The organism is Pseudomonas sp. FSL W5-0203, assembly GCF_001896155.1.
GTDB classification, from domain to species: domain Bacteria; phylum Pseudomonadota; class Gammaproteobacteria; order Pseudomonadales; family Pseudomonadaceae; genus Aquipseudomonas; species Aquipseudomonas paracarnis.
The window spans coordinates 198,080-214,539 of sequence record NZ_MPOR01000001.1 but is presented as its reverse complement, the minus strand read 5'-3'; the positions used below and the strand labels follow the sequence as shown (position 1 = coordinate 214,539).

The following is a 16,460-nucleotide window of genomic DNA, read 5'->3' as shown; positions in this document are numbered from 1 at the left end:
GCGTAGGAAAATTCCCAACAAAAGCCTGCACGTTTGCCGGGGAGCTGATTTCGCTCCCCGCCATCCGGTTATTTTCTTATGGGTTGATGCTGACGCCCGAGAACACGTTGCGGCCGAAGGGGCTTACCTTGAAGCCTTCGACTTTGGCGCTTAACGGCTGGTTGACCGTCGAGTGGGCGATGGGCGTGATCGGCACCTGCTGCTTGAGCAGTTGCTGCGCCTGTTTGTACAGAACAGTCCTTTGTTCACGGTCGGTCACGACCTTGGCTTGCTTGATCAGCTTGTCGTACGCCGGGTCGCACCACATGGAGTAGTTGTTCCCGCCGATGGCGTCGCAGCTGTAGAGGGTGCCGAGCCAGTTGTCCGGGTCACCGTTGTCGCCGGTCCAGCCGATCAGGCTGACATCGTGCTCACCGTTCTTGGTGCGTTTGATGTACTCGCCCCATTCATAGCTGACGATCTTGACCTTGAGACCGATCTTGGCCCAGTCGTTCTGCAGCATTTCCGCCATCAGCTTGGCGTTGGGGTTGTACGGGCGTTGCACCGGCATGGCCCACAGGGTGATCTCGGTGCCTTCCTTGACGCCAGCGGCCTTGAGCAACTGCTTGGCTTTTTCCGGGTCGTAGGCGGCGTCCTTGATGCTGTCGTCGTAGGACCACTGCGTGGGTGGCATGGCGTTGACCGCCAGTTGCCCTGCGCCCTGGTACACAGCATTGAGGATGCTCTGCTTGTTCACCGCCATGTCCAGCGCCTGGCGTACTTCCAACTGATCGAACGGCTTGTGGCGCACGTTGTAGGAGATATAGCCCAGGTTGAAGCCCGGTTTGGTCAGCAGTTGCAGGTTCGGGTCGGTCTTGAGGGCTTCGACGTCGGCGGGGCGTGGATGCAGGGTCACCTGGCATTCGCCGGCCTTGAGCTTCTGCACGCGCACCGAGGCGTCGGTGTTGATGGCGAAGATCAGTTGGTCCAGCTTGACGCGGCTCGGGTCCCAGTACTGTTTGTTGCCCACGTAGCGGATCTGCGAGTCTTTCTGGTAACGCTGGAACACGAAGGGGCCAGTGCCGATCGGCTTCTGGTTGATGTCGCTGGGCCGGCCTTGCGTGAGCAACTGCTCGGCGTATTCCGCCGAAAGGATCGCGGCAAAGCTCATGGCGATGTTCTGCACGAACGCTGCGTCGACCGTGTTCAGCGTCATCACTACGGTGTAGGGGCTGGTTTTCTCGACCTTGGCGATGTTCTTGTTCAGGCTCATCCCGTTGAAGTACGGAAACTCGGTGGGGTAGGCCTTACGGAACGGGTGCTCGGGGTCAAGCATGCGGTTGAAGGTGAACAGCACGTCGTCGGCGTTGAAGTCTCGCGTCGGCTTGAATTCTTTGTTGCTGTGGAACTTCACCCCTTCACGCAGGTGGAAGGTGTAGGTCAGGCCATCAGGGGAAATATCCCACTTGGTTGCCAGCCCAGGGACGACGTCGGTCGCGCCTTTTTCGAACTCCACCAAACGGTTATACAAAGGCTCCGCCGCATCGTTGTCGGTAGCGGTGGTGTATTGCGCAGTGTCAAACCCTGCCGGGCTGCCTTCGGAGCAGAACACCAGGCTCTTTTTCTCGGCGGCTTGGCCCATGGTGGCCATGGCCAGCAGGCTGGTGGCAAACAGAGCGGATACAACGGTGGTATGGCGCATGACGATCCCGGTCCTTGTTTGTAGTTATCAACAGCGAGCCTACCTGCTGGCGTGCAGCCAGGCAGACCTCACTGATCCCACACACAGCAAGTGCCCTTCCCAGAGTGATGCCTCTGCTGTCCTACGACCTTATGGGGCGTTGACCTTGCAGTAAATGCGTCAATTCTGACTGACCTTGTAGGCAACGGAGGCACGGGTCGCAGTTCATTGCTGTAAGACGGCAACGCTTGCAAACGTAGTCTGTTTCCTAAGGTCCAGGCGGATGGAATAACGGCGACGTTATGAAACGTCGCCGTTATTGGTCCTTACTTGCCGCTGACGCTAACGCCGTAGAAGGAATTCAAGCCAAACGGGCTGATCTTGAAGTCCTGCACGGTATTACGCATGGGTTGATACACCGTCGAGTGCGCGATAGGTGTGTAAGGCAATTCGCGTTTAAGCAGCTGTTGCGCCTGTTTGTACAGTTCGGTGCGCTTGGCGACATCCGTGGTCGATTTGGCCTGGCTGATCAGGTCGTCATACTGTTTATTAACGAACTTGGAGAAGTTGTTACCGTTCAACGCCGGGGACGAAAACAGGGTGCCCAGCCAGTTGTCAGGGTCACCATTGTCACCGCTCCAGCCGATGATCATCGCCTGGTTCTCGCCACCTTTGGAACGCTTGATGTACTCGCCCCACTCGTAGCTGACGATGTTGACCTTCAGGCCGATCTGTTTCCAGTCGCTCTGCAGCATCTCGGCCATCAGCTTGGCGTTCGGGTTGTACGGACGCTGAACCGGCATGGCCCAAAGAGTGATCTCGGTGCCTTCCTTTATGCCAGCCTCCTTGAGCAGTTCCTTGGCTTTGGCAGGGTCGTACTTGGCGTCCTTGATCGTAGTGTCGTACGACCATTGGGTGGGTGGCATGGCATTGACGGCCAATTGCCCAGCGCCCTGGTACACGGAGTCGATGATCTGCTGCTTGTTCACCGACATGTCCAAAGCCTGGCGAACCCGCAGGTCAGCCAGCGGGTTTGGCGTCGTCTGGCCCTTGAGCACAGGCATCACGTTGTAGGCGATGTAGCCCAGGTTGAAGCCGGCCTGGTGCGGCATCTTCATGTCCTTGTCCGCTTCCAGCGGCTTGATATCGGCCGGGCGAGGATAGGCTGTGATCTGGCACTCGTTCTTTTTCAGTTTCTGGATGCGTACTGAAGGGTCCGTGGAGATTGCGAAGATCAGGTTATCGATCTTGACGTCTTCAGGCTTCCAGTATTCCTTGTTGCCGGTGAAGCGAATGTTGGAGTCTTTCTGGTAGCTCTTGAACACGAACGGGCCAGTGCCGATCGGCTTCTGGTTGATGTCGGCGGCCTTGCCTTCCTTCAACAGTTGGGCGGCATATTCGGCCGACTGGATCGATGCAAAGCTCATCGCGAGGTTCTGGATAAACGCCGCGTCCACGGTGCCAAGGGTGAACTTGACGGTGTGGTCATCGACTTTCTCGATGTTCTTGATGTTCTTGTCCATCTCCATGTCCGAGAAGTACGGGAACTCGGTAGGGTAGGCCTTACGGAACGGATCATCTTTATTGATCATTCGGTTGAAGGTGAACAGTACGTCGTCAGCCGAAAATTCACGAGTAGGCTTGAAGTACGGGGTGGTATGGAACTTGACGCCTTCGCGAAGGTGGAAGGTGTACGTCAGGCCATCCGGGGAAACGTCCCAGCTGGTGGCCAGGCCAGGAACGACGGCGGTGCCGCCACGTTCGAACTGGCTCAGGCGGTTGAACATGGTTTCGGCCGAGGCATCGAAGTCTGTTCCGGTGGTGTACTGGCCTGGGTCGAAACCGGCCGGGCTCCCTTCGGAGCAGAACACCAGGTTAGTTGCCGCAAGGGCTACGGGGGCTGCGGCCATAAGGCCAGCGCTCACTAATAACGGAAGGACTGCGTGTTTAAGCATGTTGGCCTCATGATTTGTTGTCATTTTTGGTGGTGAGGGCGACCTCGTGAGTCGGCCTGCGGATACTTATGCAGGCGCCATACCCAATGCAAGATGCAGAGCGGTTGCAAAGGGAAAACTGTGGTACGAACGTACAGGAATGTCGCAATTATGAAAGTTTCGACACAAAAGTGCTTATTTGGAGGGTTTTTTCGGTGCAAATGGCGCACCAAAAATGCCCATCCGAGGCGTCTAGCGCACTCGGTTGGAGCATTGATGTTACTTATCTAGACCCACGCCGTAGAAGGGCGTCAGTCCAAACGGACTGATCTTGAAATCCTGCACTTGCTTGCGCATAGGCTGGAAAACCGTCGAGTTTGCAATGGGCGTTATAGGTACTTGTTCCTTAAGGATTTTCTGGGCCTGTTGATACCACTTGATGCGCTGCTCGCGGTCGCTGCTGACCTTGGCTTGTTGCACCAACTTGTCGTAGGCCGGGTTACACCATTTGGCATAGTTGCTGCCCTTGACCGCGGCACAACTGTAGAGCACGCCTAGCCAGTTATCGGGGTCGCCGTTGTCGCCGGTCCAGCCATAAATCATTGCATCGTGCTCGCCGTTTTTGGTGCGCTTGATGTACTCGCCCCACTCATAGCTGACGATGTTGGCCTTGATACCGACCTTGGCCCAATCCTGTTGAATCATCTGCGCGGACATCCGTGCATTAGGATTCGAGGCGCGTTGTACGGTCATCGCCCACAGGTTAATGGTGGTACCTGGTGCAACCCCTGCTTCTTTTAGTAGCAACCGGGCCTTGGTCGGGTCGTAGGGCGCATCGTGTATCGTGGGGTCATAAGACCACTGCGCGGGAGGCAGTGCGTTCTGCGCCAATTGTCCGGCGCCCTGGTAAACGGCCTTGATGATGGCGGGCTTGTCGATGGCCATGTCCAGGGCCTGACGAACCTTGAGTTGATCCAGCGGCGGGTGAGTCACGTTATAGGCCAGGAAGCCCAGGTTGAAGCCTGCTTGTTGCAATACGCGCAGGTTGGGGTCTTGCTTCATCATTTCGATATCGGCAGGGCGCGGGTAACCGCTGACCTGGCATTCGCCTGCCTTGAGTTTCTGCAGGCGCGCGGCGGCGTCCGGGGTGATGGCGAATATCAGGTTGTCGAGCTTCACATCCTCGGGTTTCCAATACTGTTTATTGGCCACATAACGGATCTGCGAGTCCTTCTGATAACGCTTGAACACAAACGGCCCGGTACCGACCGGTTGCTGGTTGATCTGCTCGGCCTTGCCTTGTTTCAACAACTGGGCGGCGTATTCGGCCGATTGAACAGAGGCAAAGCTCATGGCCAGGTTTTGCACGAACGAAGCATCGACAGTGTTCAAGTTGAACCGCACAGTGTGCTCGTCGAGTTTTTCGACGCTTTTGATCGTGGTGTTCAAACCCATGTCGGTGAAGTAGGGCGATTCGGACGGGTAGGCCTTGCGAAACGGGCTGTCGGCATCGAGCAAGCGATTGAAGGTGAACAGCACGTCATCGGCGTTGAAATTGCGGGTCGGGATGAAGTGGTCGGTGGTGTGGAACTTGACCCCGTCACGCAGGTGGAAGGTGTACGTCAGGCCGTCCTTCGATACATCCCAGCTTGTCGCCAGACCAGGTTCTACCTCGGTGCCGCCACGCTTGAACTGGGTCAGGCGGTTGAACACGGTTTCGGCGGAGGCATCAAAATCGGTGCCGCTGGTGTATTGGCTGGGGTCGAAGCCGGCGGGACTGGCTTCGGAGCAATAGACCAGGGTGGTGGCGGCCTGGGCCATGGGCATACAGGCCAGCAGGCTTGCGGCGATCAATAGTGGTTTGAAGGCGATTCTTTCCATGGAGACCCCTGAAATGGCAAGCATATTAGGCTGCCCAAACAAAAACGGCGGTTACCGAGGTTACCGCCGTTCAGGTGTTTCAGGTAAGGGGCCTTAGCCGGTTTATGCATTTACTATGTAGGTGACCTCGACCTTGGTAGGAACATCTTTATCGATCGCATAGGCACCGTCCAACTCGTTACTCTCCCGTATCGTGAAGGTCCTGTTGATTGTTAACTTTACACCCGGAGCATTTTGGATATTTTTATCGGCGTTAGAGAAGTGTCCTTCAGAAGTCATATGGACCTTGGCCAGGTTGTTCGAGGGATCGTATTCAATCTGAAACTGGGTATTGTCAGCCTTAAAAAAATAGCCCTTCTGCAGAGTCACCTCTTCTTTGTTCAGGTCAAGTTCGTGTAGGTCAACGATAGCGGGCCCGGCAGAGCCTTGATGAGCCACTTCGGAGATGCGAGCCCGCAGATCGGCATTGGGAATTGCCGCTTCGAACTGCGCAATCCTTGCTTGCTTGGCACCCGCCGTCGTGTCTGCTGTTGCGTTCAGCTCAGTAGTCACTGACAAGGCGTTTTCGGTAGTGGTGACAGTGTAAGGATTACGATCGATATCCTTGACGAAGGCGGGCGAATACTCGCTGGCACCGTATTCCGTGGTGTGTGCTATCTCTTCCGGCAACAAGGTAAAATTCGGTTCTTCAAGGGTCCACGAGGTGATGAGCTTTTTTTTAATTATTCCTTCTTCCTCGATGTGACTGAAAGAGAACTCGTAGTTGGTTCCCGCTTTGTTCTTCAAGATTTCATCGAACTGTTCGGCACCGGCTATTTTTTTTCCATCGATATCGACAAATTCATCGGCAAAAGTGGGTGGGGACTTCAGGTCATCACTCGGCGTTGGCGAAACTGGACGACGTAGCCATGCAAACAACCCAGCACCGTCGCCGGGCGCGCGAGCCCATTCGCCATCGCGCCCGGGTGTTATTACCGTCAGCCCTGCGCGAGTATCCGGGTCAATAATTTTGGCAAATGAGTCGCCGGTCCTGTAGCGCCCGGATATTTCAAAGACCTTGCTCGTCCTTGTTTCATCGGTAAGGCGTACGAATTGGCGGAACGCCCCGGTGTCGTCAGTCATTCGATAAACCCCCAGTGCATCTCGGGTGGCATTTTTTATCAATGCCTCACCCTCAGGGACCGCATATTTGGCCAGCGGGATGAGTGACCGGGAGTCAGGCAGGGGCTGTGGAGCAGGTTTGCCAGCGCGCGTACCCCCGGACGGTCCCGGTTGTGGTTCCGCGACTTCATTGGCGGGGGTTGGGGTAATCGGTTCACCCAGTGGTAATTCTTTTTCGGGAGGCAATGCAAAAGGGTCTTCGGGGACTGAGCTGGCTCCGACCGAGAAGAGTGTGTTCAGTAAGCCATCGAACGCCTTGGAGGCACCCTCGTCACGCTCTTGCACTGTGTCGCCAGACGAGGTTTTTTCTGCGCCCAGCGCCAATTCGGTCAATCCTGTCACGACGGCTACCGCGGCCACGGGTGCGGCAATCGGCGCAAGTTTGGCCAATAAGCCAGCCGCCACGGTAATGTCGTTGAGCCAGGTGTCTCGAGTCTCTTCGCTGTTTGACTTGATGACCACGTCAGCATCGCTTTTCATGCGCTCCTGGGTGGTGGTCGCCAGGGTAGTAAATAAGTCGCCGGTAATTTTCGAGTGGCTTGCATCGATTGCCGGTCCCTTCAGTTCGCCGCTGGCCATTTTCTTCAGGTGTGTATCCAAGCCATCTTTCGTTTCGCCTACGTGGGTGAACCACAGGAGGGGCATAAGTACTTTCGCCGCTCTGGCGGCAAAACCGGCGGTTTGGTCCTGGCGATAAATCATCGGGAAGTGACTCGCCAAGGCCTCACTTTTTTTCGGATCTTTTGCCTGATCAATCAGCCATTGTTCCAGCTTTTGCGCAGAGTCGAACCTGAGAAACGCCGGCTCGGCGCCTGGGATGTAAAGCACTTGCCGGCCACCGTCGCCCGCGCTGAATCGCACAATGTCGCTGGAGGTAAAACCGTGGATGCTCAAGGCATTCGCCTGTACAGGGGCTTTTATCGGTGTTTTGGCTTTGAGTTGGTCGACGCTGATCGGTGCATTTTCATCCAGGGGCAGGTCGGGTACTGCTGCCATCACCATCTTGTAGTCGTCACGAGTGAATTGGTGTTCGGGTGCTTGCAGCGCACGTTCAACTGCAGGCCATGCTTGAGCTGTCTTGAATTGTTTGCGGGCCTGGAAGGTGAACTCGCCTTTGATCGCCGTCTGGTAGCTATCGGAATGAGAGTTCCAGAAGTTGTCGATCTTCTGGGTCATTTGGCTCTGGAAGTCAGTCTTCCAGCTTTCATGCATCACTTGCGACGGTTTGAGGTCGATCTGGTTGTGCTTGCCGTAGCCGCCTTTTTCGCTTTGCCCAGCAGGTTGGGTATACAGCCCCGCTTCCAGGTCCAGGTTGCCGGGCACCCAATCGTGCTCGGAGAAGTTTTTCAGCAGGGCGTCGGGCAGGCGCAGCGAAGACCAGGGCTCTTGGAATGTGTGTTCCCAGCCGGTCGCCGTGTCTGCACTTTCGCCACCTTTGAAACGGTTCAGGTACACGGTGTCGGAGTCGATAGGTTTGCCCGTGAGTTTGAGCAGCAGGTCATCCGCCCACTTTTTGGCCTCTGCCCGCGTATTGGGCAGGTTGTTGGCGACGTCAACCGCCAAACGCTTGTAAGCCAACGCCTGTGGTGCGGTGCTGTAGTAATTGGCGGCATTGTGTTTTTGCACTTGCAGCGCTTGTGAAGAGCGGCTGCTGGCAGGGCGCAGGCGGTCATTGGCGGGGATAGGGTCGAAGCTGTCTTTATGTTCCAGATACCTTATTTGTGTTCGAGCCTGGGACAGCGTTTGGGGAAGGGACACGCCTTCAAAGTTGGCCACCACTTTTGCACTGACCTGTATGGAGTCCTTACCCAGCCTCACACGCAAATCACCGTTATTGCCAGGGGCGATAACTTTTGCGGTCTCCAGCAAGGGGCCTGAAATTTGTCCCCAGCCTGATGTATCCGAGAGATGGAAGGTTTTCGTTTTGCCCTCGATCTCGGCGGACAAGGTACCTGTAGACGGGTTGATTGAAAGCAAGGTGTCCGGGGCGAAGTGTTGTTCGCGCAGCCAGCCCTGTACCACGGCGTTTTCCACATGCATGCGATACAGCCCGAGCCATTGGCCCAGAGTGCTTTGGGGCGGCACGGTTATCAGCCCGGCATTGCCGTGCAACACCTTGCGTTGTACGGCCTCGAGGTAGGCCTTGAGCAGTGCTGTTTCATCGGGTTGGACAGCCTTTGGCGTGGGCGGTGACGATGCCGGCGTCGCCTGAGCTTGAGTGTTGGATGTCGCAGTAGCGACGGCGAGGGGCAGCGATAACGAGGGTGTTGGATCGAGTGATAGGGACATGAATTCGGCTCTCATTGTATGAATAAATGCCAGCACAGCCCTCCCTGGTAGCTATGGCAGTAATGAGTCGTGAAAACCGGACACTTGATTCCTACGAGATGTGCTGCCGTATATGACGGCGCGCGTGCGCGCAAAAAAAGCGCAATCCCGTGGGGCTGCGCCTTTGTTCTGTCTAAAAAGTTACTGTAAAACTTCGATCACACCATCGGCACTCATGCTGACCTGGCTGGTACCTGCTTCCACTTCCGGCGTCGGTGCTGAATCGGCCATCGCGGCTTTCATCATCATGCCGCCATTGCGGGCGTAGGGCATCGGGTAGCCATTGGTGTTGAAGTTCAGGTTGACGATCTTGTAGCCCTTGCCACCGAGTGCATCGGTCGCCAATTGTGCGCGCGCCTTGAATGCAGCCACGGCGTCTTTGAGCAGCGCATCTTCGCTGGCCTTGCGCGTGGCATCGGCGATGGCGAAGTCCATGCTGTCCATTTTCAACGTGTTCAACAGCTCACCGGTGAGCTTGGACAGCGCCGGGAAGTCCGCGCTTTCCAGGCGCAGCTCGGCGCGTTCACGCCAGCCGGTGATCTTCTGGTTCTTGCTGTCGTAGATCGGGTAGCTGTTGCGGCTGCCCTGGCGCAAGGTCACGCCTTTGACTTCGCGGGCCTGGCCCAGGGCCTGGTTCAGGGTGGTGGTGATTTCGGCCGCGAGCTTGGCCGGGTCGGCGTTTTGCGATTCGGTGTAAAGGGTGACGATCATCTTGTCGCGGGCCACTTCCTGGCTGGCTTCGGCGCGCAGGGAGATCTGGTTGTAATGCAATGCATCGGCGGCCATGGCCGGCAGGCTGGCCAGGGCGCTGGCGCTGAGGGTAATGATGGCTGCACTGCGAATGAAACGAGACATGGAAGCTCCTTGAGATAGTCGTGCTCGGTATGACTGTAGACGTTGGCACTGGGTTCTTCGGGTTTACACATTACCTACAAGTTATGCCGGCGCCGACGAACGGTCATTTACCCGGCCTGCGTCAAAGAGCCACACACGCCGTGCCAGCAGGTCTGCTTCGTTTATACTCGTGCCGATCCGCCTGCAGCGCTCAACGGGAGAGCTCATGCTCGCCGCCGTAAAACTGACTTCCGCCACTCGCCAGAACCTTTGGCGCCTGACGTTCATTCGCACCCTGGTATTGGCCGCACAGGCTGGTTCCGTCGGGCTTGCCTATTGGTTCGACCTGCTGCCGCTGCCCTGGCTGCAACTGGCCGTGACCCTGGGTTTTTCCACCGTATTGTGTGTGTTCACCGCCATTCGATTGCGTACCACTTGGCCGGTGACCGAGTTGGAATATGCTCTGCAACTGGCCTGTGACCTGTTTATCCACAGCGTGTTGCTGTACTTCTCCGGTGGGTCCACCAACCCCTTCGTCTCCTACTACCTGGTGCCTTTGACCATCGCTGCCGTCACCCTGCCGTGGCGCTATTCGGTGGTGCTGTCGGGGATTGCGCTGACGCTGTACACCCTGCTGTTGGCGCAGTTCTACCCCTTGCAGACGTTCCCCATCGCCCGGGAAAACCTGCAGATCTACGGAATGTGGTTGAGCTTCGCCCTGTCTGCGGCAGTCATCACCTTCTTTGCCGCGCGCATGGCCGAAGAACTGCGCCGCCAGGAAGAACTGCGCGCCATTCGCCGTGAAGAAGGCCTGCGTGACCAGCAGTTGCTGGCTGTCGCCACCCAGGCCGCAGGCGCTGCCCATGAGTTGGGCACGCCGCTGGCGACCATGAGCGTGCTGCTCAAGGAAATGACCCAGGACCATCACGACCCGGCCCTGCAGGACGATTTGAGCGTGCTGCAGGAACAGGTCAAGCAGTGCAAGCTGACGTTGCAGCAACTGGTGCGCGCCGCTGAAGCCAATCGCCGTCTGGCGGTCGAAATGCAGGACGTCACCCAGTGGCTCGATGAGGCGCTCAACCGCTGGCACCTGATGCGTCCCGAAGCCAGTTACCGTTTCAACCTGCTGGGCCAAGGCAGCGTGCCGCGCATGGCGCCACCGCCGGACCTGACCCAGGCGCTGCTCAACTTGCTGAACAATGCAGCCGACGCTTGCCCTGAAGGCCTCGGCGTGCAGTTGGACTGGGACGCGGAAAACGTCACCATCAGCATTCGTGACCACGGCGCGGGCGTGCCGTTGGCCATTGCCGAGCAGATCGGCAAACCCTTCTTTACCACCAAGGGCAAAGGCTTCGGCCTGGGCCTGTTTTTGAGCAAGGCCAGCGTGACCCGCGCGGGCGGCTCAGTGAAGCTCTATAGTCATGAGGAAGGTGGCACGCTCACCGAGCTGCGCCTGCCCCGTGTCGCACGAGGAGATATCGATGAGTGACGAGATCCAAGTCGAAGGCGAAGAACTGCCGCACCTGTTGCTGGTAGATGACGACGCGACCTTTACCCGCGTGATGGCGCGCGCCATGAGCCGGCGCGGTTTTCGCGTCAGCACCGCAGGCTCTGCCGAAGAGGGCCTGACCATCGCCCAGGCCGACCTGCCGGACTACGCCGCCCTCGACCTGAAAATGGACGGCGACTCGGGCCTGGTACTGCTGCCCAAGCTGCTGGAACTCGACCCGGAAATGCGCGTGGTGATCCTCACCGGTTACTCCAGCATTGCCACCGCCGTCGAGGCGATCAAGCGCGGCGCTTGCAATTACCTGTGCAAACCCGCGGATGCCGACGACGTGCTGGCCGCCTTGCTGTCCGAGCATGCCGACCTCGACACCCTGGTGCCGGAAAACCCGATGTCGGTGGACCGCCTGCAGTGGGAACACATCCAGCGCGTGCTGACCGAGCACGAAGGCAATATCTCCGCCACCGCCCGCGCTTTGGGCATGCATCGGCGTACCTTGCAGCGCAAGTTGCAGAAGCGCCCGGTACGACGCTGAACGGCGACTGAACAACTCGCTTCAGGCTGCACGGACGCACGAACCGATCCCCTATGATCGGTTCAAACGCCTGTGACTTTTTCCTACCGAGCCTGAACGATGAATCAGAATGCTGAATATCGCGCGGTCAACGACGCGGTGCGTGGGCAATTCTTCCGCCGAACCTGGGCGATGATCACACCCTATTGGCGCAGTGAAGAGAAGGGCAGGGCCTGGCTGCTGCTGGCCGCAGTGATTGGCCTGTCGCTGTTCAGCGTGGCGATCTCCGTGTGGATCAACCACTGGTACAAAGACTTCTACAACGCCCTGGAGAAGAAGGACACCGCGGCCTTCTGGCAGTTGATCGGCTATTTCGGCGGGATCGCGGCGGTGGCGATACTCGGCGCGGTGTACCGCCTTTACCTGACCCAGATGCTGACTATCCGCTGGCGCGCCTGGCTCACCGAAAAACACTTCAGCCGTTGGCTGGCCCACAAGAATTACTACCAGCTGGAGCAGGGCGGCTACACCGATAACCCGGACCAGCGGATTTCCGAAGACCTCAACAACTTTACGTCCGGCACCTTGAGCCTGGGCCTTGGGTTGCTGCGTAACGTGGTCAGCCTGGTGTCATTCTCGATCATCCTGTGGGGTGTCTCGGGCAGCATCGAAGTGTTCGGCATCACCATTCCCGGCTACATGTTCTGGTGTGCGTTGCTGTACGCCGCCGTGGGCAGTTGGCTGACGCACCTGATCGGCCGGCGCTTGATTGGCCTGAGCAACCAGCAACAACGCTTTGAAGCGGACCTGCGTTTTTCCATGGTGCGGGTGCGTGAGAATGCCGAAAGTATCGCCCTGTACAACGGCGAGCCGAATGAAAGGCAGCGCCTGAGCACCCGCTTCGGCAAAGTCTGGCAGAACTTCTGGGACATCATGAAAGTGTCCAAGCGCCTGACCTTTTTCACCGCCGGCTACAGCCAGATCGCAATCATCTTCCCCTTTATCGTCGCCGCGCCGCGCTATTTCACCGGCAAGATCGAGCTGGGCGAGCTGATGCAAATCAACTCGGCGTTCGGCAACGTGCAAGAGAACTTCAGCTGGTTTATCAACGCCTATTCGGAGCTGGCAACCTGGCGCGCCACCAGCGACCGTCTGCTGAGTTTCCAGCAGGCCATGAGCGACAACGAGCAACGCACGCCGGCGATCGACGTGCGCCCTGAAGGCGAGCGCCTGGTGATCAAGGACCTGGGCATGGACCTGGCCGACGGCCGTCACCTGCTCACTGATGCCGACATGACCGTGGAGCCTGGCGAGCGCGTCATGCTCAGCGGGCGTTCCGGCAGCGGCAAGAGCACTTTGCTGCGGGCGATGGGGCATCTGTGGCCCGCCGGTCATGGCAGCATTCGCTTACCGGCGACGCGCTATCTGTTCCTGCCACAGAAGCCTTACTTGCCGATTGGTACGCTCAAGGCCGTGTTGAGTTATCCACAGGACGACAGCGTCTATCCGGCAGAACGTTATGCACAGGTCCTGGAGACTTGCCGCCTGCCGCACCTGGTCAATCGCCTGGATGAAGCCAACCACTGGCAACGCATGCTCTCGCCGGGTGAGCAACAGCGCCTGGCCTTTGCCCGTGCGCTGTTGTTTGCACCGCGATGGCTGTACATGGATGAGGCAACCTCGGCCATGGATGAAGAAGACGAAGCAACCTTGTACCAGGCGTTGATCGATGAGTTGCCGGGGTTGAGCATCGTCAGCGTCGGCCACCGCAGCAGCCTCAAGCGTTTCCATGGGCGGCATGTGCGCATCGACGGTGGGCGGTTGCAGGAACAACAACCGACCTGAACGCGTGCGCGCTCGATGTGGGAGCCGGGCTTGCCCGCGATGGCGGAGTGTCTGAGGCAGGTGTGTCAACGGGCACGCCGCTATCGCAGGCAATCCAGCTCCCACAGGAGACGGTGTTGTCTGATGATTCAGGCACCTAATAAAAAGCCCGGCTGATCATCGATCAGCCGGGCTTTTTTATTGCCCGAAGATGACTTACTTCTTCAAGCCGTAATGCTCATCCAACATGCCTGGAGCGTTCGGCGTCTTTGGCGCGTAGTCCCGTGGTGGCTCCTGGTTTTCCCGAGGCGGGGTCAGGCGTTCCCGTGGGGTTTGCGGTGCATCGGAATGCAGCGCGGCCAGCAGGCGCTGGCGGGTGATGTCGTCGAGGGCCAGGCGGTTAGCGCCATCGGCGAGGTGATCCTGTACTTCCTGGTAGCTCTGGGTGAGCTTCTTGACCAGGGTCGCGGTGCTGTTGAAGTGGGTAACAACCTCGTTCTGATAACTGTCAAAACGTTCCTGAATGTCATCCAGCTGACGCTGCGTGCGGTTAGGCGCGGCATTCGGCAGCAGGCGGGCAACCAGGAAACCAATGGCGACACCGGCAACCAGGGCAAGAGTCGGCAACAACCAAACTAAGAGCGAGTGTTCCACGAGTCCTTCCTCTATAAACGGCTTTGCTTTACGTTAACGGCTCAAACCTGCGCTGTATACCGCGATTAAGCTCGCAATGATGCCATGCACAGACTTTTAGCTAGACGAGTCGACCCCTTGAGAGGTCACGGAGTTCATCCTTGCTCATGCGTGAAACCCCCGTTTTGATCGATGGCCCGGCGGGCCAATTGGAAGCCCTGTACCTGGATCACCCCGAACCACGTGGCCTGGCGCTGGTTTGCCACCCTAACCCGGTGCAGGGTGGCACCATGCTCAATAAAGTCGTCTCGACCCTGCAACGCACTGCCCGCGATGCGGGTTTGATTACTTTGCGTTTCAATTACCGTGGTGTGGGTGCCAGTGCCGGTACTCACGATATGGCCACCGGTGAGGTCGACGATGCTGAAGCGGCCGCCACCTGGCTGCGTGAAAAGCACCCGGACCTGCCGATCACCTTGCTCGGTTTTTCCTTCGGCGGTTACGTGGCTGCCAGTCTCGGCGGGCGTTTGGAGGCCAAGGGCGAAAAGCTCGCGCACCTGTTCATGGTGGCTGCGGCGGTGATGCGCCTGGGCGAGTCGGACGTGCTGCCCCAAGGCTGCCCATTGACCCTGATCCAGCCGGAAAGCGACGAAGTGGTCGACCCGCAAGTGGTCTACGCCTGGTCCGCCGCCCTGAAACGCCCCCATGAGCTGCTGAAAGTGGCAGAATGCGGACACTTTTTTCATGGCAAGCTGACCGATCTCAAGGATCTGGTGCTGCCACGCCTTTCGAATTGATGACAAGCGATCACCCATGACGACCCGTACCCGTATCCTCACCGGCATCACCACCACCGGCACGCCGCACCTGGGCAACTACGCCGGTGCGATTCGCCCGGCGATCCTCGCCAGCGAAGACGCGAATGCCGATTCCTTCTACTTCCTGGCCGACTACCACGCCCTGATCAAATGCGATGACCCGCAGCGCATCCAGCGCTCGCGTATGGAAATCGCCGCGACCTGGCTGGCCGGTGGCCTGGATGTGAACCGGGTGACCTTCTACCGCCAGTCGGACATCCCGGAAATTCCCGAGCTGACCTGGCTGCTGACCTGCGTTGCCGCCAAGGGCCTGCTCAACCGCGCCCATGCCTACAAGGCCTCGGTGGACAAGAACGTGGAGAACGGCGAAGACCCGGATGCGGGCATCAGCATGGGCCTGTACAGCTACCCGGTGCTGATGGCCGCGGACATCCTGATGTTCAACGCGCACAAGGTGCCGGTGGGCCGCGATCAGATCCAGCACGTGGAAATGGCCCGCGACATCGGCCAGCGTTTCAACCACCTGTTCGGCAACGGTAAAGAATTCTTCACCATGCCCGAGGCGCTGATCGAAGAAAGCGTGGCCACCTTGCCGGGCCTGGATGGCCGCAAGATGTCCAAGAGCTACGACAACACCATCCCGTTGTTCACCACCGCCAAGGACATGAAGGACGCGATCTCGCGGATCGTCACCGACTCCCGCGCGCCAGGCGAACCCAAGGATCCGGACAATTCGCACCTGTTCACCCTTTACCAGGCGTTCGCGACCAAGGCCCAGGAAGCCGAATTCCGCGGTCAGTTGCTAGACGGCCTGGGCTGGGGCGAGGCAAAGAACCGTCTGTTCCAACTGCTCGACGGCCAGCTCGGCGAAGCGCGCGAGCGTTACCACCAACTGATGTCGCGCCCATCGGACATGGAAGACCTGCTGCAGGTCGGCGCCAAGAAGGCCCGCGCTGTGGCGGCACCGTTCCTGGCCGAGCTGCGTGAAGCGGTGGGCCTGCGTTCGTTCGTCAACCAGGCGGCGGCGCCGGTCGCCACCAAGAAAAAAGCCGCGAAGGCTGCGCGGTTTGTGAGCTTCCGTGAAACTGACGGCAGCTTCCGCTTCCGCCTGCTGGCCGCTGATGGCGAGCAACTGCTGCTGTCGCGCAACTTTGCCGATGGCAAAGCAGCCGGCGCGGTGACCAAGCAACTGCAAAGTGGTGATGCGCTGGACGTACGCGCCGAGGCCCTGGGCTTCAGCGTATGGCTGGACGGCGCCGCAGTCGCTGACAGTGCCGAGTATGCCGATCAAGCATCGCGTGACGCGGCCATCGAAGCCTTGCGCGTTGCGTTGACCCCAATCGAGGATTAACCCGACCAAGGGTTG

The 16,460-nt window shown here is 58.5% G+C and carries 11 protein-coding genes; 5 read left to right on the top strand and 6 right to left on the bottom strand.

Annotation, left to right across the window (positions count from 1 at the left end; genetic code table 11):
- Positions 1 to 76: 76 nt before the first annotated feature.
- The 5 genes from BOP96_RS01020 to BOP96_RS01000 all read right to left on the bottom strand — a co-directional run bounded on the left by BOP96_RS01020 (position 77) and on the right by BOP96_RS01000 (position 9,819).
- A complete protein-coding gene (locus BOP96_RS01020) occupies positions 77 to 1,681 on the bottom strand; it encodes an ABC transporter substrate-binding protein (RefSeq protein ID WP_020301279.1) in 1,605 nt (534 codons plus the stop codon).
- Between the two features lie 305 nt (positions 1,682 to 1,986).
- Positions 1,987 to 3,615: an ABC transporter substrate-binding protein gene (locus BOP96_RS01015; protein WP_014716900.1), complete on the bottom strand. Its 1,629-nt coding sequence runs from the start codon at positions 3,613 to 3,615 to the stop codon at positions 1,987 to 1,989.
- A gap of 258 nt (positions 3,616 to 3,873) precedes the next feature.
- Complete coding sequence (locus BOP96_RS01010) at positions 3,874 to 5,475, bottom strand: ABC transporter substrate-binding protein (protein WP_073451646.1); 1,602 nt, start codon at positions 5,473 to 5,475, stop codon at positions 3,874 to 3,876.
- Positions 5,476 to 5,577: 102 nt separating this feature from the next.
- Positions 5,578 to 8,925: a dermonecrotic toxin domain-containing protein gene (locus tag BOP96_RS01005; RefSeq protein ID WP_073451644.1), complete on the bottom strand. Its 3,348-nt coding sequence runs from the start codon at positions 8,923 to 8,925 to the stop codon at positions 5,578 to 5,580.
- A 180-nt stretch (positions 8,926 to 9,105) separates the two neighbouring features.
- Entirely contained in the window at positions 9,106 to 9,819 is a 714-nt protein-coding gene (locus tag BOP96_RS01000) for an SIMPL domain-containing protein (protein ID WP_014716903.1), read from the bottom strand.
- Positions 9,820 to 10,024: 205 nt separating this feature from the next.
- On the opposite strand from BOP96_RS01000, the gene BOP96_RS00995 reads away from it, so the two are divergent.
- The 3 genes from BOP96_RS00995 (at position 10,025) to BOP96_RS00985 (ending at position 13,664) form a co-directional block, all read left to right on the top strand.
- Entirely contained in the window at positions 10,025 to 11,287 is a 1,263-nt protein-coding gene (locus tag BOP96_RS00995) for an ATP-binding protein (RefSeq protein WP_003188495.1), read from the top strand.
- A complete protein-coding gene (locus tag BOP96_RS00990; RefSeq protein WP_003171731.1) occupies positions 11,280 to 11,840 on the top strand; it encodes a response regulator transcription factor in 561 nt (186 codons plus the stop codon). The genes BOP96_RS00995 and BOP96_RS00990 overlap by 8 nt, the downstream gene beginning before the upstream one ends.
- Before the next feature lie 99 nt (positions 11,841 to 11,939).
- Entirely contained in the window at positions 11,940 to 13,664 is a 1,725-nt protein-coding gene (locus BOP96_RS00985) for an ABC transporter ATP-binding protein/permease (protein ID WP_058409861.1), read from the top strand.
- A gap of 195 nt (positions 13,665 to 13,859) precedes the next feature.
- Here the strand turns inward: BOP96_RS00985 and BOP96_RS00980 are convergent, their stop codons facing one another.
- Positions 13,860 to 14,297, bottom strand: a complete 438-nt coding sequence (locus BOP96_RS00980) for a YhcB family protein (RefSeq protein WP_003171734.1) — start codon at positions 14,295 to 14,297, stop codon at positions 13,860 to 13,862.
- Between the two features lie 146 nt (positions 14,298 to 14,443).
- Between BOP96_RS00980 and BOP96_RS00975 the strand changes: the two genes are divergently transcribed.
- Together BOP96_RS00975 and BOP96_RS00970 are read left to right on the top strand one after the other, a co-directional pair.
- A complete protein-coding gene (locus BOP96_RS00975; protein WP_038448913.1) occupies positions 14,444 to 15,073 on the top strand; it encodes an alpha/beta hydrolase in 630 nt (209 codons plus the stop codon).
- A gap of 16 nt (positions 15,074 to 15,089) precedes the next feature.
- Positions 15,090 to 16,445 (top strand): tryptophan--tRNA ligase, encoded by a 1,356-nt coding sequence (locus tag BOP96_RS00970; protein ID WP_073451642.1) that lies wholly within the window; start codon positions 15,090 to 15,092, stop codon positions 16,443 to 16,445.
- Positions 16,446 to 16,460: the final 15 nt, after the last annotated feature.

Coding starts and splice junctions, on each gene's coding strand:
- BOP96_RS01020 (WP_020301279.1), bottom strand. CDS start 1,681: ATGCGCCATACCACCGTTGTATCCGCTCTGTTTGCCACCAGCCTGCTG.
- BOP96_RS01015 (WP_014716900.1), bottom strand. CDS start 3,615: ATGCTTAAACACGCAGTCCTTCCGTTATTAGTGAGCGCTGGCCTTATG.
- BOP96_RS01010 (WP_073451646.1), bottom strand. CDS start 5,475: ATGGAAAGAATCGCCTTCAAACCACTATTGATCGCCGCAAGCCTGCTG.
- BOP96_RS01005 (WP_073451644.1), bottom strand. CDS start 8,925: ATGTCCCTATCACTCGATCCAACACCCTCGTTATCGCTGCCCCTCGCC.
- BOP96_RS01000 (WP_014716903.1), bottom strand. CDS start 9,819: ATGTCTCGTTTCATTCGCAGTGCAGCCATCATTACCCTCAGCGCCAGC.
- BOP96_RS00995 (WP_003188495.1), top strand. CDS start 10,025: ATGCTCGCCGCCGTAAAACTGACTTCCGCCACTCGCCAGAACCTTTGG.
- BOP96_RS00990 (WP_003171731.1), top strand. CDS start 11,280: ATGAGTGACGAGATCCAAGTCGAAGGCGAAGAACTGCCGCACCTGTTG.
- BOP96_RS00985 (WP_058409861.1), top strand. CDS start 11,940: ATGAATCAGAATGCTGAATATCGCGCGGTCAACGACGCGGTGCGTGGG.
- BOP96_RS00975 (WP_038448913.1), top strand. CDS start 14,444: ATGCGTGAAACCCCCGTTTTGATCGATGGCCCGGCGGGCCAATTGGAA.
- BOP96_RS00970 (WP_073451642.1), top strand. CDS start 15,090: ATGACGACCCGTACCCGTATCCTCACCGGCATCACCACCACCGGCACG.